Origin of the sequence: Pandoraea vervacti (assembly GCF_000934605.2) — a bacterium.
Classification (GTDB): domain Bacteria; phylum Pseudomonadota; class Gammaproteobacteria; order Burkholderiales; family Burkholderiaceae; genus Pandoraea; species Pandoraea vervacti.
Genome location: NZ_CP010897.2, coordinates 5,177,090 through 5,197,756 on the forward strand (window position 1 = coordinate 5,177,090; position 20,667 = coordinate 5,197,756).

The window sequence follows — 20,667 nt, forward strand, 5'->3', positions numbered from 1 at the left end:
CGCGTTCAGTCCGCGTGTTCGCCGCGCGTGCTGCGCTGCGCCTTCTCGACGAGTCCCGACAGCCCTTCGCGGCGCGCCAGTTCGGCGAGCACTTCGTTCGGACTCAGGTCGTGATGGGCGAGCAGCACCATGCAGTGGAACCACAGATCGGCGGTTTCGTTGACCAGCTTCTGGCGCGAATCGCTGGCCTTGTCGGCGCCGCCAATACGGATGTCCTTGGCGGCGAGCACCACCTCCGTGGCCTCTTCGCCGATTTTCTTGCAGATGGCGTCGTCGCCCTTGTGGAACAGACGCGCGACATACGACTTGTCGGGATCGCCGCCCTTGCGCGAGGCGATCACTTCGGCAACACGCTCAAGCGTATCGTTCATGGCAGTCACTTGTAGATCTTGTTGGGGTCCTTGAGCACCGGTTCGACGGTGGTCCACTGCCCCGCTTCGACGTTGCCCTCGAACTTCTGGAAGAAGCAGGAATGACGGCCGGTATGGCACGCGATCCCGTCGTTCTGCGTCACCTTGAGCAGCACCACGTCTTCGTCGCAATCGAGACGAATCTCGTGCACCTTCTGCACGTGGCCCGACTCCTCGCCCTTGTGCCACAGGCGCTTGCGCGAGCGCGAGTAGTAGACGGCCTCGCCGATTTCCACCGTGCGCGCGAGCGCTTCGCGGTTCATCCAGGCGAACATCAGCACGTCGTTGGTGCCAACTTCCTGGGCAATCACGGGCACGAGGCCCTGTGCGTCCCAACTAACCTTGTCCAGCCAATCCTGGGTCATGATGCGTCGATTTCCCTTAGAGGCGTGAGAGGGTGAGCGCGTGATAGGCGTATGCCGTCAAAGGCGTACGGAAATGCCCTTGTCGGCCATGAAGCGCTTCGCTTCGCCGACCGTATGCTCGCCGTAGTGGAAGATGCTCGCGGCGAGCACGGCGTCCGCATGACCTTCGGTCACGCCGTTGGCCAGATCCGCCAGCGAACCCACGCCACCCGAGGCGATCACCGGAATGCTCACGGCATCCGACACGGCGCGCGTGAGCGCCAGATCGAAGCCGCTCTTCGTGCCGTCGCGGTCCATGCTCGTGAGCAGGATTTCGCCCGCGCCCAGCGCTTCGATCTGCCGGGCCCAGGCCACGGCGTCAAGGCCGGTGTTCTTGCGCCCGCCATGCGTGAAGACTTCCCAGCGCGGCGCTTCGCCGTCGGCCGAGACACGCTTGGCGTCGATGGCCACGACAATGCACTGCGAGCCGTACTTGGCCGCCGCGTCGGCCACCAGTTGCGGATTCGCCACGGCCGAGGAGTTCATGCTGACCTTGTCGGCGCCGGCGTTGAGCAGACGTCGCACATCTGCCACTTCGCGCACGCCACCGCCCACGGTCAGCGGAATGAAGACCTGTGCGGCCACCGCTTCGATGATCGGCAAAATGAGGTCGCGCCCGTCGGAGGTCGCGGTGATGTCCAGGAACGTGAGTTCGTCGGCGCCCTGCTCGTCATAGCGACGGGCGATCTCGACCGGGTCGCCCGCGTCGCGAAGTTCGACGAAGTTGACGCCCTTGACCACGCGGCCGGCCGTCACGTCCAGACACGGGATGATGCGTTTAGCGAGAGCCATGATATTGGCACGCGAGGCGGCCGCAGCCGCAAGCTCGCTTATGCCGCTCCTTCGGAAAGCTCGTCGGCACGCGTTTGCGCCGCCGAGAAATTCAGGTCGCCCGAGTAAATGGCACGGCCGCAGATGACGCCTTCGACGCCCTCGCCTTCGACCTTGCACAGCGCATCGATATCGCCCAGATTCGACAGGCCGCCGCTGGCGATCACCGGCACGGTGACCGCTTGTGCGAGGCGCACCGTCGCGTCGATGTTGATGCCCTGGAGCATGCCGTCGCGGCCGATGTCGGTGTAGATGATCGACTCCACGCCGTAATCCTCGAACTTGCGCGCCAGGTCGACCACCTCGTGACCGGTGAGCTTGCTCCAGCCGTCGGTGGCGACTTTGCCGTCCTTGGCGTCGAGGCCGACGATGATGTGGCCGCCGAACGCGCTGCACGCGTCACGCAGGAAACCCGGGTTCTTCACCGCCGCCGTTCCGATGATGACGTACGACAGCCCGTCGTCCAGATAGCGCTCGATGGTGCCGAGGTCGCGAATGCCGCCGCCCAGTTGCACGGGAATATCGGCGCCGACTTCCTGAATGATGGCGCGGATGGCCGCTTCGTTACGCGGCTTGCCAGCGAATGCGCCATTCAAGTCCACCAGATGGAGACGGCGCGCGCCCTGATCGACCCAATGTCGGGCCATGGCGGCGGGGTCCTCCGAGAATACGGTGGCTTGATCCATGTCGCCTTGTTTGAGGCGAACACATTGACCGTCTTTAAGGTCGATGGCCGGGATGAGCAGCATAGGCAATCGTGAAACGTCGCTAGTGGGAAGTAAAAGGAATTCGCAAATTACGCGGACAACACGAAACCGACCCCGGACGTGCCGGACAGCGGCTTGGCGGGATCGGTTTCGTCAACATGACACAGTATAAGCCGTGATGGAGCGCACGCTCTGGGAGGAAACCGGGAGACGGCGCACCGCACAGGTATTCATCAGGGCTTCCACTGCGCAAAATTGCGATAAAGCGCAAGGCCGGCCTGGGCGCTCTTTTCCGGGTGAAACTGGGTGGCGAAGATATTATCTTGGGCCACCGCACAGGTAAAGGGCACACCGTAGACCGTCTCGCCAGCCGTCAGTTCGGGCTTCGCGGGCACTACGTAGTAGCTGTGTACGAAGTAAAAATAACTGTCGTCGGGCACGCCGGCCCAGATCGGGTGGTTGCCTTGCGTCTGGCGCACGCGATTCCACCCCATTTGCGGCACCTTGAAGCGCGAGCCGTCGTCCTGCACCTGACCTTCGAGATCGAAGCGCACCACGCGGCCCGGCAGCAGGCCGAGCGCGGGCGTGTTGCCCTCGTCCGACATGTCGAACAGCATCTGCTCGCCCACGCACACGCCGAACATCGGCTTGGTGGCGGCGGCTTGCACGACCGCCTCGCGCAAACCCGATTCGTTCAGGCAGCCCATGCAGTCGCGCATCGCGCCCTGTCCCGGCAGCACCACGCGGTCGGCGGCGCGAATTTCGGCGGCGTCGCTGCTGATGCTCACGTCGGCCTCCGGGGCTGCGGCACGCAGCGCCTGATAGACCGAGCGCAGGTTGCCCATTCCGTAGTCGACAATCGCAATCTTATTCATCTCAAACCCGGCAGCAGTATTTTCAAACCATCGATAATGAATTCCACGGCCAGCGCCGAGAGGATCAACCCCATCAGGCGCGTGCCGATGTTGATGCCCGTACGCCCGAGCCAGCCTTCGATCCGCCCCGCACTGCGCAACGCCACCCAGCACACCGCCCCCACGCCCACGCCGATCGCCATGAGCGCCAGAATCTGCGCCCAGCCATGGGCGCGTCCCGAGTAGATGATCACGGTACTGATCGTGCCCGGGCCGGTCAGCAGCGGGATTGCGAGCGGCACCACGGCAATGTTCGGCCGCTCCTCCGCTTCGTGACGCTCTTCGGCCGTCGCCCGCGTATTGCCGGTCTGGGCGTTGATCATGTTCACCGCCATGAGCAGCATGATCACTCCGCCGCCGACTTCCAGCGACGCGATCGAGATACCGAAGAAGCGGATGATGGCTTCACCGAACAGTCCCGAACCGGCCACCACCAGCGCCACGGCAATGGCCGCAACCTTGATCGTATGACGCTTCTCTTCGCGCGTCTGCGTGGACGTCAGGCTGATGAACAGCGGAATCGCCCCGAGCGGATTGATCAGGGCCAGCAGCGAGATGAAGAACTTGAAGGCGTCGAGCGTCATAAGGGGCACACGGCGCCGGCGTGCGGCCGGTCGATGATTCCTTCGCAGGGGCGCCGGACCACGGTCCGGCGGGCTATTCGAGCTATTCGAGCCAGTTGGCGCTCCGCGTCGAGCGGGCTCGCACTATACGTGCCCGCAAAGCGCAGGCCTTACAGGCTGCCCTTCGTGGACGGCACCACACCCGCCGCACGCGGATCGATCTCGACCGCCATGCGCAACGCACGACCGAACGCCTTGAACACCGTTTCGCACTGGTGGTGAGCGTTGATGCCGCGCAGGTTGTCGATATGAAGCGTGACGCCCGCGTGATTCACGAAGCCGCGGAAAAATTCGATGAGCAGGTCGACGTCGAAGTTACCCACGCGAGCGCGCGTGAAAGGCACATGGAATTCGAGACCGGGACGGCCCGAGAAGTCGATCACCACGCGCGAAAGCGCTTCGTCGAGGGGCACATAGCTATGGCCGTAACGCACGATGCCTTTCTTGTCGCCGATGGCCTTGGCCACCGCCATGCCCAGCGTGATACCGACATCTTCGACCGTATGGTGATCGTCGATGTACGTATCGCCCTTGGCCTCGATATCCATATCGATGAGACCGTGGCGCGCGATCTGGTCGAGCATGTGGTCCAGAAACGGCACGCCGGTATCGAGGGTCTTACGGCCGGCGCCGTCCAGGTCGATCTTGACGCGTATTTGCGTTTCGCTGGTATCGCGAACGACTTCCGCAATGCGCATGATGGTGAGTTCTCGTCGTATAGCTTGTTAGAGTGATGCGGCCAGGGCTTGGACCATCGTCGCATTCTCCGTGGGGGTGCCGACCGTCAATCTGAGGCAATTGGCCAGCAATATGTGCATTTTACCCACGTTTTTGATCAACACCTTGTGCGCGAGCAGTCCGGCGTGGGTTTTGTCGGCGTCCGGCACGCGAACGAGCAGAAAATTCGCGTCGCTCGGGAATACCGTCACCCCGGGAAGCGCCGCCACGGCGGCCGCCAGCCGCGAACGCTCGGCCCGCAGCTCGGCCGCCTGGGCATCGAGTACGTCCAGATGATCGAGCATGAACGCGGCGCACGCCTGCGTCAGCACGTTGACGTTGTAGGGCGGGCGAACCTTGTCGAGCTGGTCGAGCCACTCGGCCGCGCCCGCCACATATCCCAGTCGGATGCCCGCCAGACCGAGCTTCGAGACCGTACGCATCACCAGCAGGTTCGGAAACTCGGGCAGACGCGGCATCCACGTCCTGCCGGCGAACGGCTGGTAAGCCTCGTCGATCACTACGAGCCCCTTGCCCGCAGCGCGCACGAGCGTCTCGATATCCTCGTCGGCAAACAGATTGCCGGTCGGATTGTTCGGATACGCCAGATAGACGACCGCGCCCGGATGCGCCGCAATGGCATTGAGCATGGCGGGCATGTCCAGCGAGAAATCGGCGCGCAGCGGCACCCCCACGAACTCGATGCCCGCAAAGCGCGACGACATCTCGTACATCACGAAGCCCGGCATCGGGGCGATGACGGCCGCGCCAGGTCGCGCCGTCGCCATGGCGATCATGCTGATGATCTCGTCCGAGCCGTTGCCCAGCAACAACCTGGCCCCGGCAGGCACGCCCATCGTTCGGGCGAGTTTTTCGAGCAACGCCTGCGGGCGCGGCGCCGGGTAGCGGTTAAGCGCCACATCCGCCAGACGCTGCCCCAGCGCGGTGCGCAACGTGTCCGGCAGTCCGTAGGGGTTCTCCATGGCATCGAGCTTCAGGAAGCCGCTGGCATCGGGCACGGGATAGGTGCTCATGGCAAGCACATCGGGGCGGATCACTTGATCGACGGACATGGCGATAGGGAGGAAAAATCAGTTGAAGGCGAATGTCAGCAGGCCCGCGTCCGCCCCGTCGATCTTGACGGTGCAACGCCGGCCGGTCTCCACGCTGCCGAGCGCGTCGGTGATGCGCTGCACGCGCACCCCCGTTTGCCACGACAGGGCTTGCGCCACCGCCGGGCTCACCCGGGCGGGCGACTCCTCGGCTTCGCAGCGCATGGCGACGAGCCGGTTGCCGACGCGACCGAACACGCCGCGCGCGACTTCGTCGTCGGTGCCGCGCAGCGCGGTCTTGCCATTCAGACGCAACACGTACACGTCGTTATCGAACGCCTGACGCCGCACGCATACCGTCATCTTCTGGACGGACGCCCCCTCGAACGTGGCGTGCTGGCACTCGGCGCCGGCGGCGTGGGCCGCCGCGCACGCCGTTAGCCCGAGGCCGAACAGGACGGCCGCACGCAATAGCGCCGTGCGCACCGAGTGCGCCGAGCGCGCGGACGAACGCACAAATGCGGGCGCAGACGCAGGCACAGCCCGCACGAGGCGGGCTGGCAGCGACAGAAAAGCGGGGAAAGCGTTTGCGCGGATCCGACGCCGGGCAGTGGCCGGCGTCGTTTGACAATACGCGGGCCGCAGGGCGTCGTCGCGCATGTCAGGACTCGTGATGCAGACGGTATTCGGCGCTGCGCGCGTGCGCTTGCAGGCCTTCGCCGTACGCCAGTTCGGCAGCGATCTCGCCGAGCATGCGGGCACCGCCCTCGCTCACTTCGATCAGGCTCGAACGCTTGATGAAGTCGTACACGCCCAGCGGCGACGAGAAACGCGCGGTGCGCGACGTCGGCAGCACGTGGTTCGGACCAGCGCAATAGTCGCCGAGGCTCTCGCTCGTGAACTTGCCGAGGAAAATCGCACCGGCGTGGCGGATCCTGTCGCCCCATTGCTGCGGCGTCTCGGCCGAGATCTCGAGGTGCTCGGGCGCGATCACGTTGGCGATCTCGCAGGCTTCCGCCATATCCCGCACCTTGATCAGGGCGCCACGGCCTTGCAGCGACGCGGCGATCACGTCCCGACGCGGCATGTCGTCGATCTGACGCTCCAGCGACGCGTAGACGCGAGCGATGTACTCGGCGTCCGGGCACAACAGAATCGATTGCGCGAGTTCGTCGTGCTCGGCCTGCGAGAACAGGTCCATCGCGACCCAGTCGGGGTCCGTCGTACCGTCGCAAATCACGAGAATTTCCGACGGGCCGGCGATCATGTCGATGCCCACGGTACCGAACACGCGACGCTTGGCCGCCGCCACGAAAGCGTTGCCCGGGCCGACGATCTTGTCGACGGCCGGCACCGTTTGCGTGCCGTACGCCAGCGCACCAACGGCCTGCGCGCCGCCAATGGTGAACACGCGGTCCACACCGGCGATATGCGCAGCGGCGAGCACCAGCGGATTCTGTACACCGTCCGGCGTGGGCACGACCATGACGATTTCCTTGACGCCAGCCACGCGCGCCGGAATCGCATTCATCAGCACCGACGACGGATACGCCGCTTTGCCGCCCGGCACGTAAATGCCCACGCGATCGAGTGGCGTGACCTTCTGGCCCAGCACCGTGCCGTCCGACTCCGTGTACTGCCAGCTATGGCTGCCGCATTCGATGCGTTGCTTCTCGTGATAGGCGCGCACGCGGGCCGCGGCCGCTTCCAGGGCGGCGCGACGCTTCGGCTCGAGACCTTCGAGCGCGGCGCCCAGCACGTCGGCGGACAACTCCAGCGCCGCCATGTCGGGCGCGCTCAGGCGGTCGAACTTGTTGGTGTATTCGATGACGGCGGCGTCCCCGCGCGTCTTCACGTCGGCGAGAATTTCAGCGGCCGCACGGTCGATGGCGGCGTCTTCGCTCGCCTCGAACGCGAGGACATCGCGCAACTGCGTCGCGAAACCTTCGGCGGTCGAATCGAGTTTGCGAATATCGAGTTTCATGCTGTTTGCCGGGACGCCTGCTCGAAGGCATCCAGAATAGGCTGCAAAGACTCACGCTTCAACTTGAGCGCAGCCTGGTTGATCACGAGGCGGGACGAGATATCCATGATCTCCTCCACTTCCACCAGATTGTTGGCCCGCAGCGTGCCGCCGGTGCTCACCAGGTCGACAATCGCGTCGGCCAGACCCACGAGCGGGCCCAACTCCATCGAGCCATACAGCTTGATCAGGTCGACGTGCACGCCCTTGGCCGCGAAGTGCTCACGCGCCACGTGCACGTATTTGGTCGCCACACGCAGGCGCGCGCCCTGACGTACCGCGTTCGCATAATCGAAGCCGTTCGGTACAGCCACAGACATGCGGCAACGGGCAATGTTCAAATCGATCGGCTGATACAGGCCACCGCCGCCGTGCTCGATGAGCACGTCCTTGCCGGCCACACCGAAGTCCGCGGCGCCGTACTGCACATACGTCGGCACGTCCGTCGCCCGCACGATGATCACGCGCAGGTTCGGATCGGTCGTCGGCAGGATCAGCTTGCGCGAGGTCTCCGGGTCTTCCGTGACTTCGATACCGGCTGCGGCCAGCAATGGCAGCGTCTCCGTAAAGATACGCCCTTTCGAGAGCGCCAGCGTCAACGGTTGGGCTAGCGGCTTGGCCGACGTAGCCGACTTGGCGGAACTCATGCAATCTCTCCCTGGCGCGCTTGCACACGCCGGATTCGCGCGCCCACGGCGCACAGCTTGGCCTCGATACGATGATAGCCGCGATCGAGGTGATGAATACGGTCGACAAGGGTACGGCCTTCGGCCGTCAATCCCGCGACGATCAGACTGGCGGAGGCGCGCAGGTCCGTGGCCATGACGTGCGCGCCGGACAGACGATCCACGCCGGAAATCCGCGCCGTGTTCCCTTCGATGCCGATATTCGCGCCCAGACGCACCAATTCCTGCACATGCATGAAGCGGTTCTCGAAGATCGTCTCGACGACCTGCGATGCTCCCTCGGCAATGCAGTTCAGCGCCATGAACTGCGCCTGCATGTCGGTCGGGAATGCCGGGTACTCCGACGTGCGGAAACTGACGGCCTGCGCGCGCCGATCCATCTGCACGCGCAGCCAGTCCGCGCCGCCGGTGACCTTCGCGCCGGTTTCGCGCAGCTTCTCGATCACGGCGTCGAGGGTGCCGGGCACGACGCGACGCAGCGTAATGTCGCCGCGCGTCGCCACGGCCGCACAAAGGAACGTGCCGGCTTCGATCCGATCGGGCACGACGTCGTGCGTTGCACCATGCAAGCGGGCCACGCCGGTCACCACGAGACGATCGGTGCCGATGCCGTCGATCTTCGCGCCCATCTTCACGAGCAGATTCGCCAGATCGGTCACTTCCGGTTCACGCGCCGCGTTGGCCAACACGGTCACGCCATCGGCGAGCGTTGCCGCCATGAGCAGGTTTTCCGTGCCCGTGACGGTAATCATGTCGGTCACGAGCGTTTCGCCCCGCAGGCGCGACGCATGCGCAACGATATCGCCGTGCGTGAGCGTGATCTCGGCGCCCATCTTTTGCAGGCCCTTAATGTGCTGGTCGACGGGGCGCGCACCAATGGCGCATCCGCCCGGCAGCGACACACGCGCTTCGCCGCAACGGGCAAGCAGCGGGCCAAGCACCAGAATCGATGCCCGCATGGTCTTCACCAGTTCATACGGCGCGGCGGGCTCTGCAATCTGCGACGCATCCAGCGTCACCGATTCGCCATGACGCTCGACCTTCACGCCCATGCGCGCGAGCAACGTGAGCATGGTGCGCACGTCGTGCAGATCCGGCACGTTACCCAGCACCAGCGGCTCGGCCGTCAACAGGCTCGCGCACAGAATGGGCAGGGCCGCGTTCTTCGCGCCCGAGACCGTAATCTCTCCTGCGAGCCGCTCGCCGCCTTCGATTTCCAGGTGGTCCGCGGCCACACGCTCACCGGCAGCGACCTCGCCACCGTTGCCGGCTGCGCCGGCGCTTTCTTGCGTAATCCTCATTGCGCCTGATACTCCGCCGGCGTGAGCGTCTTCATCGAAAGCGCGTGGATCTCGGCTTTCATGCGATCGCCCAGCGCGCCGTACACGAGTTGATGGCGCGCAATGAGGCGCTTGCCTTCGAACTGCGCGCTCACGATGGTCGCAAAGAAGTGCTGGCCATCACCTTCGACGGCCACGTGCTCGCAAGCCAGACCGGCTTCGATGTACTGTTTGATTTGTTCGGGGGTAGGCAGCATTGCTGATCCTGGAGATGTTCAGTGACGCAGTTTGTAACCACGGCGCAGCATGTTCAGCGCCACGGATGCGAGTATCAGAAAGGTCGCACCGACAACCGCGAGACTCGTCGTCGGGGCTACGTCGGACACGCCGAAGAAGCCGTACCGGAAGCCGTCGATCATGTAGAAGAACGGGTTGAAATGCGAGACAGCCTGCCACAACGGCGGCAGCGATTGAATCGAGTAAAACACGCCCGCGAGGAACGTCGCAGGCATGATCAGGAAGTTCTGGAACGCCGCAAGCTGATCGAATTTCTCGGCCCAGATACCCGCAATCAGCCCCAGCGTGCCGAGAATGGCTGCGCCGAAAAAGGCGAAGCCGACGATCCACAGCGGTGCGGCGAACGTCAGATGCGTGAACGCGACCGTCACGAGGAAGACGCCGAGACCGACGCACAACCCTCGCACGACCGCCGCGAGCACGTAAGCGCCGTACATCTCCCAATGCGAGAGCGGCGGCAGCAGCACGAACACGAGGTTGCCCGTGATCTTCGACTGGATCAGCGACGACGAACTGTTGGCGAACGCGTTTTGCAACACGCTCATCATGACCAGCCCCGGCACCAGGAATGAGGTGTAGTTGATCTGGTCGTAGACCTTCACGCGGTCTTCGAGCACGTGGCCAAAGATCATCAGATACAGCAGCGCGGTGAGCACCGGCGCGGCCACGGTCTGGAAGCTCACCTTCCAGAAACGCAGCACTTCCTTGTAGAACAGCGTGCGAAAGCCGATCATGCTGCCACCTCCTGCGCGCGCGAACCCGACATGATCTGCACGAATACGTCCTCGAGATCGGCCTTCTGAATGTCGATGTCCTCGACGATACCGCCAGCCGCGCGGCAGGTGGCGAGAATGGATTCCACTTCGTCGCAGCCCGACAGGCGCAGCGCGAACTGATGCCCGCCGGTGTCCTGGCCGTCGACGAGCAGCGGGCGCAACTCGACCGGGAGCGTACCCTGTCGGAAGCGCAGCACGAGGCGCGTGCCCGCGAACCGCTGCAACAGCGACGCCGTGCGCTCGAGCGCCACGACTTCGCCGCGCTTGAGCATGGCGATACGGTCGCACAGCGTTTCGGCTTCTTCCAGATAGTGCGTGGTCAGCACGATCGTGTGACCTTCGCGATTCAGGCGCGAGATGAACTTCCACAGCGTCTGGCGCAATTCGACGTCGACGCCCGCGGTCGGCTCGTCGAGCACGATGACCGGCGGGCGGTGTACCAGCGCCTGCGCCACGAGCACGCGTCGCTTCATGCCGCCCGAGAGCTGGCGCATGTTCGCGTCAGCCTTGTCGGTCAGATCGAGGTTAGCCATCACTTCGTCGATCCAGTCGTCGTTACGTGTCAATCCGAAATAGCCGGATTGAATACGCAGCGTTTCACGTACCGAAAAGAACGGATCGAAGACGAGCTCTTGCGGCACCACGCCGAGCTTGCGGCGGGCGTTGCGGTAATCACGCACCACGTCGTGTCCGAGCACGCTGATGTTGCCCGAATCCGCGCGCGCTAGGCCCGCGAGAATGCTGATCAGCGTTGTCTTGCCGGCGCCGTTGGGGCCGAGCAGACCGAAGAATTCACCTTCTTCGATCGAGAAGCTGACGCCTTTGAGCGCCTGCAACGCCTGATAGCGTTTTTTGACGTTACGGATTTCGATGGCGGCCATGGACTGCACGCACCCGTCTTGGCGGGTGCGCCGTTATTGTGTTTTCCGGATCGCGGTTGCCGCCATGATGACAGCGTCGATGCCCGGCGGGGGGGTCACTGCCCAAAAGTCGGCAGAAAACCCCTGATTATAAAGGAAGCCGATGGCGCCCGTGCTCACGCCCTGTGTCCGTCCCCGTAATCCCGGTAACGCGTGGCCTGCACCGGGCGCGTCACCGGTCTGCTGGCGCGAGCATAAAAAAAGCGCCGTTCGGAGACGGCGCTTCTTTCTCAGGCGGCAGTCCGGCCGGTCGAATCAGCTCGAGAGCAGATGGTCGACGCCGTACACCAGCGCGAGACTGGCCAGGCCGCTCGGCAGGTTAGTGAACGCCAACGTCGCACCACGCCGACTCGCGTGTCGGCGCAGGGCCAGCAGCACGGCGAGTGCCGACGAGTCGAAATGCGTGAGCCCGGCGCAATCGATCTGGGTCTCGCCCGCGTCGATGCGATCGATGGCCTGCGCGAGGACGTCGCCGGCGGTGTCGTGAGTCAGGTCGGTCTGCAACGCAAGCATGGACTTACTTGCCGCCCGCGAGTTGCTTGTTGCGCTCGGTCAGGAACTGGATCAGGCCTTCGACGCCCGATTGATTGACCTTTTCCGAGAATTGATTGCGATACGTCTGCACCAGCCATGCCCCCAGCACGTTCAGGTCGTACAGCTTCCATTCGCCGCTCGACGTCTTGTACAGACGGTAGTCGAGTTCGATCGGCTGACCGTTGTTGATGACGTCCGTGTACACCACGGCATCGGTATCGCCCGGCTGGCCACGATACGGCTTGTAATTGACCTGCTGATCGCGGATCTGCGCGATGGCGCCGGCGTACGTGCGAAGCAGCAGCGTCTTGAACTGTTCGGTCAATTGCTTTTGCTGCTCGGGCGTCGCCTTGCGCCATGCGGCGCCGGTCGCCAGTTGCGTGGTCTTCGTGAAGTCGGCATGCGGCAGGATCTTCTGCTCGACCAGACGGGTAATGCTGTTCAGATCGCCCTTCTGAATGTTCGGATCGCTCTTGGCGGCAGCCATCACTTCGGTCACGGTCTGCTTGACGAGGGCGTCGGGAGACTGCGCCTGAGCCATTGCCGACCCGGCGGCGGTGTAAGTCATGAAAGCCATGACGGGAATGAGCCAGAACTTCTTCATTGTGGACTTCCTCTTTCGAGTGACGAGTGTTGCGGGTTTGGATACCCGCGTCGCGTCTTGAGTTCTCGGAATGACGGCAGCGTCGTGTAACAAACTGTTGCCCGGGATTCACCCCGGGCTCGTCTTGCTTGGTCTCGTTTCGTCTCGGGTGAGTCCCGCATTCGCTGCCGACTTCGCCCCGACTGGCGGGGCGCTGCGTCGTTGTGGTGATCCAGCGCCTGACGTCTTGCCATCACTGCGAAATCGACCTCGCGATCAGCGCTGAACCCCGTCGATCAGACAGAGTTCACCGACGGAACGGCAGGCCGCCCGGCACCATCTTGCCCGGCACGGGCGAGCCCTGCGGCGCTTCTTCCCCTTGCGCCCCCGAGGCGGGCGCCGGTGCGCTCGCGCCCGAAGCGGGCTTGGCGGGCATCGGCTGACCGCTCGTGCCGCCAGCCGCAGCACCCGCTGCCCCGGCAGCCGCACCCGCGGCGCCGTCTTCGTCTTCGTAATTCGGCAGCGAAGCGTTGTTCGACGCCCCACCGTTGATCAGGTATTTGCGGCGCGCCAGATAGGCATCGCGCGTGAACGAATACGGATCGAGCGCGGCGGCTTCGAGCAGGTTCGACGCGTCGAGCAGATTGGCGCGGGTATTGATGAGACGCACGCCATACAGCGAGTAGCTCACCCAATCCGGCTTGATGTACGACGTCGGGTCGATGAACATGTTGCCCGCCATGCCCACGGTGTCGCGCGCCGTGCTCGGGCCGAGCAGCGGCAGCACGAGGTACGGACCGTCAGGCACGCCCCACTTGCCCAGCGTCACGCCGAAATCCTGGCTGTGCTTGGGCAGACCTGCCGGTGTGGCGAAGTCGACCAGACCGCCGACACCGAACACCGTGTTGATCGTCAAACGCATCAGATCCTGCACGGCAGCCGTGATTTCGAGCTGAAGCAGGTTATTGGCGAAGTTGTACACGTCGCCCACGTTCGAAAAGAAGTTCGTGACCATGTCACGGGCCGGCTCTGGCACCGTGAAGCGGTAACCCTTCGCGACCGGCACGAGCACGGCCTTGTCGAGCGTGTCGTTGAACTTGTACATCGAACGGTTGAAACCTTCGACGGGGTCCGCGGGATTGGGGTTCGTGACGGTCGCGCATCCTGCCAGGGCCAACGCGCCGGCGGCCAGCACCGCCGAAGTACGGAAGGTGGTCATTTCTCTTATTTTCCTTGGTTTACCGTTGCCGCCCCGGACGCCGGCGCCGCAGCAGGCGCTGCCGCCGGTGCCGCCGATGCGCCGCCCGACTGGGCGCCACCGGCATCTGCCGCCTTGTTGTACAGGAACTGGCCAATCAGGTTTTCCAGCACGATGGCAGATTGCGTGAGCGTGATCGTATCACCGCCCTTGAGCATCTGATCGTCGCCACCGGGTTCCAGCCCGATGTATTGCTCCCCGAGCAGACCGGACGTCAGGATCTTCGCCGACGAGTCCTTCGGGAACTGATACTGCGAATCGATGTTGAGCGTGACGTCGGCCAGATAACGCTTGTCGTCGAACTTGATCGACGCCACCCGACCGACCACCACGCCGGCGCTCTTGACCGCCGCGCGCGGCTTCAGGCCGCCGATGTTGTCGAATCGCACCGTGACCGGATACGTGTTCGAGAACGACAGGGAACTCATGTTGCCCGCCTTGAGCGCGAGGAACAGCAGCGCTGCAAAGCCGAGGACCACGAACAGGCCAACCCAGAAGTCGAGGGGGTGTTTTTTCATTGTGTCAGTGTGCGCAAACTGTCTGTCTATGTCTTGGCAGGCAAGCCGGCCCGTTAGCTGAACATGAGGGCCGTGAGCAGGAAGTCGAGGCCGAGAACGGCCAGCGACGCCTGCACGACGGTCCGCGTCGTGGCACGCGACACGCCTTCCGGCGTCGGTTGTGCCTCGAAGCCCTGATACAGCGCGATGAATGTGACGGCAATGCCGAACACGATGCTCTTGACGACGCCGTTCGCGACGTCGGACCACACGTCCACGCCGCCTTGCATCTGCGACCAGAACGCGCCGGAATCCACGCCGATGAGCTGCACGCCGACGAGGTAACCCCCGAAAATGCCCACGGCCGAGAAGATCGCCGCAAGGATCGGCATGGCGATCACCCCCGCCCAGAATCGCGGTGCGACCACGCGCGCGATCGGATCGATCGCCATCATTTCCATGGCGGTCAGCTGCTCGCCGGCCTTCATCAACCCGATCTCGGCGGTGAGCGACGTGCCCGCGCGTCCCGCGAACAGCAGCGCCGTCACCACCGGGCCCAGCTCACGCACCAGCGAGAGCGCGACGAGCAGGCCAAGCGCCTGCTCCGAGCCGTACTTGTTGAGCGTGTAATAGCCTTGCAGGCCGAGCACGAAGCCCACGAACAGCCCCGACACGGCAATGATGACGAACGAATAATTCCCGACGAAATGAATCTGGTCCGTCACCAGACGCGGGCGACGCAGCAAGGCGCTGCTCGACGAAAGCATGCGCAAGAACATGCGGGCGCCGTAGCCCAGGCGCTCGACGTGAGCGCGAACGAAACTGCCGATGGTAGTAATCATGCACGCGCTCCGATGCCGAAGTCGTCCGCGAGCGGCGGCGCAGGGTACTGGAATTTCACGGGGCCGTCCGGCTGGGCATCGATGAACTGACGCACGGTGGGATCGTTCGAAGCACGCAGCGCCTCGGGCGAGCCTTCGGCGGCGATCCGGCCTTCACTGATGAAATAGATGTAATCGGCGATGGCGAACGTCTCGGCCACGTCGTGCGACACGATGATCGACGTTGCGCCCAGTGCGTCATTGAGCTTGCGAATCAGGTTGGCGGTAATGCCCATCGAAATCGGGTCGAGGCCGGTGAACGGCTCGTCGTACATGACGAGGTCCGGGTCCAGCGCAATCGTGCGCGCAAGCGCCACCCGGCGGGCCATGCCGCCCGAAATCTCGGCCGGTTTCATGTCGCGCGCACCGCGCAGGCCCACGGCATTGAGCTTCATGAGCACAAGATCGCGAATCAGGTCTTCGTCGAGACGGGTGTGCTCGCGCAACGGAAACGCCACATTGTCGAACACCGTCATGTCTGTGAAGAGCGCGCCGAACTGGAACAGCATGCCCATGCGACGACGCAGCCGATACCAGCCATCGCGATCGAGCGTCGAGACATCGGTGCCGTCGAAATCCACTTGCCCACGGCTCGCATGCACGAGGCCGCCGATCAGACGCAGCACCGTGGTTTTGCCGCAGCCCGAGCCTCCCATGACGGCAATGACCTTACCGCGGGGAAACCGCATATTCAACCCGGAAAGCACGAGCCGTTCGCCATAACCAAAGCTGACGTCGCGCAATTCGAGCAAATTTTCCGGATTCGGGATAGGCACGTTTCGGGTCTTATAGTGCGGCGCAAAACGCCAATTATAGGGGGGTTTGCCAATCGATGCCGTCCAAGCAAGGTCGGCGAAAGCAAGGAACGACGCAGCCCGGCGGGATTTTACAGGCCTTGTGCGTCTTCGCGCGACCTCGTTCCAAAGGGCGCAACGATGCAAAAACCTAACGGCGGCAAGGACTTATCCCCAGGCGCCGGGGCGCCGTTGTTGCGCCGTTGCTACAATATGGCGTTTTCTGCCCGACACCATTGACCGGGATGTCATCTCCCACCCCAACGCCTTCGCGCCCCATTGCTCCACAGCCTTCCGCCCGGCCCGGTTTTCGGATTCGTCCGATGCGAATCGGCGACCTTCCCCACGTATTGGAGGTGCAGGCACAGGCCTACGGGGAGGTCATGCTCGAATCGGAAGCAACGCTGGCCTCCCGCCTGACGCTCTCACCGTCCACCTGCTGGGTCGCGGTGGACGCGCAGGCACCGGAGCACGAGGCCTGCGTAGCGGGCTATCTGTTCACCCATCCGTGGCATCTGGCTGCGCCGCCGCCGCTCGACACCGTTCTCCACACGCTGCCCGAAGCCCCGGACTGCTGGTACGTACACGACATGGCGCTCGCGCCCCGCACGCGCGGCGCGGGCGTTGCCGACCGCCTGTACGCAGCGGCGCTCACGGCCGCACAGGCGCTCGGATTGTCGGCGTCTGCGCTCGTGGCCGTGCAGCGATCGCAAGGGTTTTGGGCGCGCTTCGGCTACGCGGCCGTGTTGGACGTCTCGCCGCAGATCGCAGCTAAGCTCGCCGGATACGGCAATGGTGCGGTGTTCATGACCCGCACGTTGTAATCACACCCAATTAAGCCTGATCAAGCCCGCCGCGCGAACTCGCGCTGCATGCCCCTGACTGCCGACGCCACGTCGGTGGCTTGCGTCACGGCGCGCACGACCGCCGCGCACCCCACGCCGGTATCGAGCACCTGCGACAAATTGGCCGCATCGATGCCGCCGATCGCCACGAGCGGGTAGTGAGGCGCAATGAGCTTCACGTAACGCGCGAGCTTCGCCAGACCTTGCGGCGCCGTCGCGATGACCTTGGTTGTCGTGGGGAACACCGCTCCCACGGCCAGGTAACTCGGCCGAAAGTGATGCGCCGCGAGAATCTCGTAATAGCCATGCGTGCTGATGCCCAATCGCGCGCCGCTTGCGTGCAGCGCCGCCACCTCGTCGGCCGAGAGCGCCGCCATGTCTTCCTGCCCCAGATGCACGCCGTACGCCCTCGCCGCAATCGCTTCGCGCCAATGGTCGTTGATGAACCACGCACTGTCGTGCATGACGCGACGGCCCGCAGCAACGGTTCGTTCGATCTCGGATCGCAGGTTCGGATGCGCCGGGTCCTTGATGCGCAATTGCACGGTGCCGACCTGAAGGTCCGCCATGCGCTCGCACCACTCGGCGCTTGGCAACACCGGGTAGAGACCGAGCCGCGCGGGGCACGCCGCGAATGGTCCCGGCGACGGCGCCTGTCCCAGCACGACGGGGAATGTTTCGAGCACGGTCGGCCACGCGCCGAGCGTGCCGATGTCCTGCGCGCGTGCATGGCTGCCGTCGGTGCGCCACGCACGGGCGAGCACAAGCGCGTCGTGCGGTTCGAACCCGCAGTCGAGGAACGCCGCAAACGCGGGCATGAAGGCGGGATCGTCCACGCCCGCGATACGGTAGACACCCTCGTTCGTGTAAAGCGTGTCTTGCACGTGCCCCTGCGCGGTGGCCGCTGTACACAGAACGACAGCGCCGCTCGCGCGCCACGCATCGCGTTGTACCGACATCGCCGTGCCCAGCCCCTGCGCCGGCGCCAGCGGCAACCAGACGATGTCGCCCTTGGCCGCAGCGCCCGGCGTTCTGGCATGCAACCGCCATGTCGACGTTCCCGGGCCTGCGGGCCACGGCGCAAGCCGCGCGCGGATCTCGTCGGCCGCCTGCCGCCATGCATGGGCAAGCGGCTCGTCTGCGGGCACGCATTCGACGTGCGAGAGCCCCGCGGCACCGGCGTGCGTCGTCATGAAGATTCCTCGTTGAACCGGCGGTGCGCGAACCTGTGCGCGCACGCCTTGATAAGTCGGCGAGCCGGCCCGCCCTGGCCCGTCTGCCGTGTGGGCAATCGGGCGGACGGAATCCGCTCCAAGTGTCTATGCGCTTATGCGCCCGTCTGATGCCAGAACGGCACGCCAACGACCGCCGTACTGGCCTGCGCGCTCTCGCGCTCGGCCATCGGGCCCGCAAGCCAAGCCGCCCGGCCAGCCTTGATCGCCCCGGCGAACGCACCCGCCATTTCCACCGGTTGCGCAGCGAGTGCGACGGCCGTATTGAGCAGCACACCGTCGTAGCCCCACTCCATCACCTGGCAGGCATGCGACGGCAAACCCAGACCGGCGTCGACGATGAGCGGCGTATCCGGCAGGCGATCGCGCAGCAAGCGCAGTCCGTAAGGGTTGATCACGCCTTTGCCGGTGCCGATCGGTGCGCCCCACGGCATGAGCGCCTGACAGCCGACGTCCAGCAGTCGGCGGCACAGCACCAGATCTTCCGTGCAGTACGGCAGTACCTTGAAACCCTCGCGAATCAGTTGTTCGGCGGCCGTCACCAGACCGAACGGATCGGGCTGAAGCGTGTAGTCGTCGCCGATCAGTTCGAGCTTGATCCAGTCGGTCTCGAAGACTTCGCGCGCCATTTGCGCGGTTGTCACCGCTTCCTGCACCGAATGGCAGCCCGCCGTATTGGGCAGCACCGGCACTGCCAGGCGGCGCAATGTCTCCCAGAAGTGGCCCTCGGATGCCTGCGCCCCCGTGCCCGACAGTTGGCGGCGCAATGCCACCGTCACCATGCCGGGACGCGCCGCGTCGATGGCGTCGTTGAGCGCTTGCAGCGACGGATACCGCGCCGTGCCAAGCAGGAAACGGCTGCCGAAACGGGTGTCGTAGAGCGTCAGCGCGTCGCGCGTGCCGCTGGCGGCCACGTTGTTCGATTCGGTGAATGCGTTCATTTCAGCCTCCGGCCACCGGTTGCACGACATCGATCTTGTCGCCCTGCGCGAGCGTACGCGCGGCGTATTGCGTCTTGGGCACGAACTGCCCATTGATCGCCGCCGCGAACGGCGGCTTGGCGCCGAAGGCGGCGAGCGCCTCGGCCAACGTCGCCGTCTCGGCCACGTTCAGTGTCTGTTGATTGATATGGATGTCCATCGCGTACCGCTTCCTCTCATGCCTGACGGAACAGATCCGGCCACGGCCGGCTCGCTCGCCATGTCTCCCAGTCGAACGCATCCCGTGTTGCGCCCGTCGTTTGCATCAGTGCCTGCGCCAGCGCGCAAGCTTCGCCCGTGACCGCTGGCGCAAGCAGATACCCGTGACGGTAGAGCCCGTTCACGCGCAGCAGTCGCGCCCCGTCCCACTGCACACGAGGCAGATGGTCGGGCAGCGCCGGACGACAGTTGACGTTCAACTCGACGATGCGCGCTTCGCCGAACGCCGGGTTCAGGGAGTGCGCCGCCGAGAGCAGTTCGAGCGCCGAGCGCACCGTCACCGGCGACATGTCCTCCGACTCGAGTTCGGTCGCGCCGATCACATAGAGATCGTCTTCCTTGGGCGCGATGTAGATCGGATAGCGCGGATGCAGCAATCGTACCGGCCGACGCAGTCCGATGCCCGGCGCGTGAATGCGCACCACTTCGCCACGCACGCCACGCAACCGCGTGAGCGCCTCGCGCGCGCCCAACCCGCGGCAGTCGATCACGAGACCGGCGTCCGGATACTGTCCCTCGGCGATTGCCGTATGCCAGTGCAATTCCGCCCCCGCCTTCGCGAGGCCGGCCGCCAAGGCGCGCAGCAGTTGACGGTTATCCAGTTGCCCCTCGTTCGGCAGCAGCCATCCTTCCTGAAAACGTCCGGCGAGCGCCGGTTCGACGTCGCCAAGCTGCGCACCGGCAATTCGCTCGACGCCGCCACGCAGCAACGCCGGCGGCGCATTGGCGCGCATCCGGCGCTCGAACATGACGGCTTCGGCGCGGTCGGGCTGATGCCACACGACCAGCGTGCCGTTGCGTTGGAAAAACACGTGTTCGGGAAGGCCGTCGATCAGGCCGGGCCAGCGCTCCAGGCCAACAGCGCCCATCTCGACGATGCTCGGCTCGGCCACCGCCGCCTCAGCCAGGGGCGCCAGCATGGCGGCGGCCACCCAGCCCGCCGCCGACGAGCCGTCGGCGTCGCCGCGCTCGTACAGCGCCACACGCGCCCCGGCGCGAATCAGTTGCCATGCGAGCAGACGGCCGGACAGCCCGCCGCCCAGCACGGCGACGTCCGCACGGGAGGCGACACGCGATGCGGTCGCGCTCATACGCACGTAGCCGCGCGGGCCATCACGGCGCGCAGGCATTCAGAAGTATTCGAGGGATGTCGCGCAAGGCAACGCATGGGGTCCTTTCCTCATGAAAGCAAAAGGACGAAACG

26 protein-coding genes are annotated in these 20,667 nt (G+C 64.7%); 1 reads left to right on the plus strand and 25 read right to left on the minus strand.

Going from position 1 to position 20,667, the window contains the following annotated elements; genetic code table 11:
* Window positions 1–5: 5 nt before the first annotated feature.
* From UC34_RS22560 to UC34_RS22660, 21 genes are all read right to left on the minus strand, one after another.
* Entirely contained in the window at window positions 6–371 is a 366-nt protein-coding gene (locus UC34_RS22560) for a phosphoribosyl-ATP diphosphatase (RefSeq protein WP_044457279.1), read from the minus strand.
* Window positions 372–376: 5 nt separating this feature from the next.
* Entirely contained in the window at window positions 377–775 is a 399-nt protein-coding gene (hisI, locus tag UC34_RS22565; RefSeq protein ID WP_044457280.1) for a phosphoribosyl-AMP cyclohydrolase, read from the minus strand.
* A gap of 57 nt (window positions 776–832) precedes the next feature.
* Window positions 833–1,606, minus strand: coding sequence for an imidazole glycerol phosphate synthase subunit HisF (hisF, locus tag UC34_RS22570; RefSeq protein WP_044457281.1), 774 nt, complete (start codon window positions 1,604–1,606; stop codon window positions 833–835).
* A 38-nt stretch (window positions 1,607–1,644) separates the two neighbouring features.
* Complete coding sequence (gene hisA / locus UC34_RS22575; RefSeq protein WP_044457282.1) at window positions 1,645–2,394, minus strand: 1-(5-phosphoribosyl)-5-[(5-phosphoribosylamino)methylideneamino]imidazole-4-carboxamide isomerase; 750 nt, start codon at window positions 2,392–2,394, stop codon at window positions 1,645–1,647.
* Window positions 2,395–2,585: 191 nt separating this feature from the next.
* Window positions 2,586–3,227 carry an imidazole glycerol phosphate synthase subunit HisH gene (hisH, locus tag UC34_RS22580; protein ID WP_044457283.1) on the minus strand — a complete coding sequence of 214 codons (642 nt, stop codon included), beginning with the start codon at window positions 3,225–3,227 and terminating at the stop codon, window positions 2,586–2,588.
* On the minus strand, window positions 3,224–3,850 hold the full coding sequence (locus UC34_RS22585; protein ID WP_044457284.1) for a MarC family protein: 627 nt from the start codon (window positions 3,848–3,850) through the stop codon (window positions 3,224–3,226). The genes hisH and UC34_RS22585 overlap by 4 nt, the downstream gene beginning before the upstream one ends.
* Before the next feature lie 149 nt (window positions 3,851–3,999).
* Window positions 4,000–4,587: an imidazoleglycerol-phosphate dehydratase HisB gene (gene hisB / locus UC34_RS22590; protein WP_044457285.1), complete on the minus strand. Its 588-nt coding sequence runs from the start codon at window positions 4,585–4,587 to the stop codon at window positions 4,000–4,002.
* Window positions 4,588–4,614: 27 nt separating this feature from the next.
* Window positions 4,615–5,679, minus strand: coding sequence for a histidinol-phosphate transaminase (hisC, locus tag UC34_RS22595; RefSeq protein ID WP_044457286.1), 1,065 nt, complete (start codon window positions 5,677–5,679; stop codon window positions 4,615–4,617).
* 18 nt (window positions 5,680–5,697) lie between these two features.
* Window positions 5,698–6,174 (minus strand): hypothetical protein, encoded by a 477-nt coding sequence (locus tag UC34_RS22600; RefSeq protein ID WP_157123273.1) that lies wholly within the window; start codon window positions 6,172–6,174, stop codon window positions 5,698–5,700.
* A gap of 145 nt (window positions 6,175–6,319) precedes the next feature.
* On the minus strand, window positions 6,320–7,642 hold the full coding sequence (gene hisD / locus UC34_RS22605) for a histidinol dehydrogenase (RefSeq protein WP_044457288.1): 1,323 nt from the start codon (window positions 7,640–7,642) through the stop codon (window positions 6,320–6,322).
* Window positions 7,639–8,328, minus strand: a complete 690-nt coding sequence (gene hisG / locus UC34_RS22610; protein ID WP_044457289.1) for an ATP phosphoribosyltransferase — start codon at window positions 8,326–8,328, stop codon at window positions 7,639–7,641. The genes hisD and hisG overlap by 4 nt, the downstream gene beginning before the upstream one ends.
* The gene (murA, locus tag UC34_RS22615; protein ID WP_044457290.1) at window positions 8,325–9,668 is read right to left on the minus strand and encodes a UDP-N-acetylglucosamine 1-carboxyvinyltransferase; all 1,344 of its coding nucleotides are present in this window, start codon (window positions 9,666–9,668) and stop codon (window positions 8,325–8,327) included. Before murA ends, hisG begins: the two co-directional genes overlap by 4 nt.
* On the minus strand, window positions 9,665–9,904 hold the full coding sequence (locus UC34_RS22620) for a BolA family protein (protein ID WP_044457291.1): 240 nt from the start codon (window positions 9,902–9,904) through the stop codon (window positions 9,665–9,667). Before UC34_RS22620 ends, murA begins: the two co-directional genes overlap by 4 nt.
* 18 nt (window positions 9,905–9,922) lie before the next feature.
* On the minus strand, window positions 9,923–10,678 hold the full coding sequence (locus UC34_RS22625; RefSeq protein ID WP_157123274.1) for an ABC transporter permease: 756 nt from the start codon (window positions 10,676–10,678) through the stop codon (window positions 9,923–9,925).
* Complete coding sequence (locus UC34_RS22630) at window positions 10,675–11,601, minus strand: ABC transporter ATP-binding protein (protein WP_044458573.1); 927 nt, start codon at window positions 11,599–11,601, stop codon at window positions 10,675–10,677. Before UC34_RS22630 ends, UC34_RS22625 begins: the two co-directional genes overlap by 4 nt.
* A gap of 294 nt (window positions 11,602–11,895) precedes the next feature.
* Entirely contained in the window at window positions 11,896–12,153 is a 258-nt protein-coding gene (locus UC34_RS22635; protein WP_044457292.1) for an STAS domain-containing protein, read from the minus strand.
* Window positions 12,154–12,157: 4 nt separating this feature from the next.
* The gene (locus UC34_RS22640; protein WP_044457293.1) at window positions 12,158–12,778 is read right to left on the minus strand and encodes an MlaC/ttg2D family ABC transporter substrate-binding protein; all 621 of its coding nucleotides are present in this window, start codon (window positions 12,776–12,778) and stop codon (window positions 12,158–12,160) included.
* Between the two features lie 286 nt (window positions 12,779–13,064).
* Entirely contained in the window at window positions 13,065–13,976 is a 912-nt protein-coding gene (locus UC34_RS22645; RefSeq protein WP_044457294.1) for an MlaA family lipoprotein, read from the minus strand.
* Window positions 13,977–13,981: 5 nt separating this feature from the next.
* Window positions 13,982–14,533: an outer membrane lipid asymmetry maintenance protein MlaD gene (gene mlaD, locus UC34_RS22650; protein ID WP_044457295.1), complete on the minus strand. Its 552-nt coding sequence runs from the start codon at window positions 14,531–14,533 to the stop codon at window positions 13,982–13,984.
* A 53-nt stretch (window positions 14,534–14,586) separates the two neighbouring features.
* Complete coding sequence (gene mlaE, locus UC34_RS22655) at window positions 14,587–15,354, minus strand: lipid asymmetry maintenance ABC transporter permease subunit MlaE (protein WP_044457296.1); 768 nt, start codon at window positions 15,352–15,354, stop codon at window positions 14,587–14,589.
* Window positions 15,351–16,163 carry an ABC transporter ATP-binding protein gene (locus UC34_RS22660; RefSeq protein ID WP_044458574.1) on the minus strand — a complete coding sequence of 271 codons (813 nt, stop codon included), beginning with the start codon at window positions 16,161–16,163 and terminating at the stop codon, window positions 15,351–15,353. The genes mlaE and UC34_RS22660 overlap by 4 nt, the downstream gene beginning before the upstream one ends.
* Before the next feature lie 347 nt (window positions 16,164–16,510).
* Here UC34_RS22660 and UC34_RS22665 point away from each other — a divergent pair, with 347 nt between their 5' ends.
* Complete coding sequence (locus tag UC34_RS22665; RefSeq protein WP_044457297.1) at window positions 16,511–17,011, plus strand: GNAT family N-acetyltransferase; 501 nt, start codon at window positions 16,511–16,513, stop codon at window positions 17,009–17,011.
* Window positions 17,012–17,031: 20 nt separating this feature from the next.
* On the opposite strand, the gene UC34_RS22670 is transcribed toward UC34_RS22665, so the two are convergent.
* From UC34_RS22670 to UC34_RS22685, 4 genes are all read right to left on the minus strand, one after another.
* Window positions 17,032–18,225 carry a thiamine phosphate synthase gene (locus UC34_RS22670; protein ID WP_072617527.1) on the minus strand — a complete coding sequence of 398 codons (1,194 nt, stop codon included), beginning with the start codon at window positions 18,223–18,225 and terminating at the stop codon, window positions 17,032–17,034.
* A 134-nt stretch (window positions 18,226–18,359) separates the two neighbouring features.
* Entirely contained in the window at window positions 18,360–19,205 is an 846-nt protein-coding gene (locus UC34_RS22675; RefSeq protein WP_044457298.1) for a thiazole synthase, read from the minus strand.
* 1 nt (window position 19,206) lies between these two features.
* Window positions 19,207–19,404 (minus strand): sulfur carrier protein ThiS, encoded by a 198-nt coding sequence (gene thiS, locus UC34_RS22680; RefSeq protein WP_044457299.1) that lies wholly within the window; start codon window positions 19,402–19,404, stop codon window positions 19,207–19,209.
* A gap of 16 nt (window positions 19,405–19,420) precedes the next feature.
* On the minus strand, window positions 19,421–20,554 hold the full coding sequence (locus UC34_RS22685; protein WP_044458576.1) for an FAD-dependent oxidoreductase: 1,134 nt from the start codon (window positions 20,552–20,554) through the stop codon (window positions 19,421–19,423).
* Window positions 20,555–20,667: the final 113 nt, after the last annotated feature.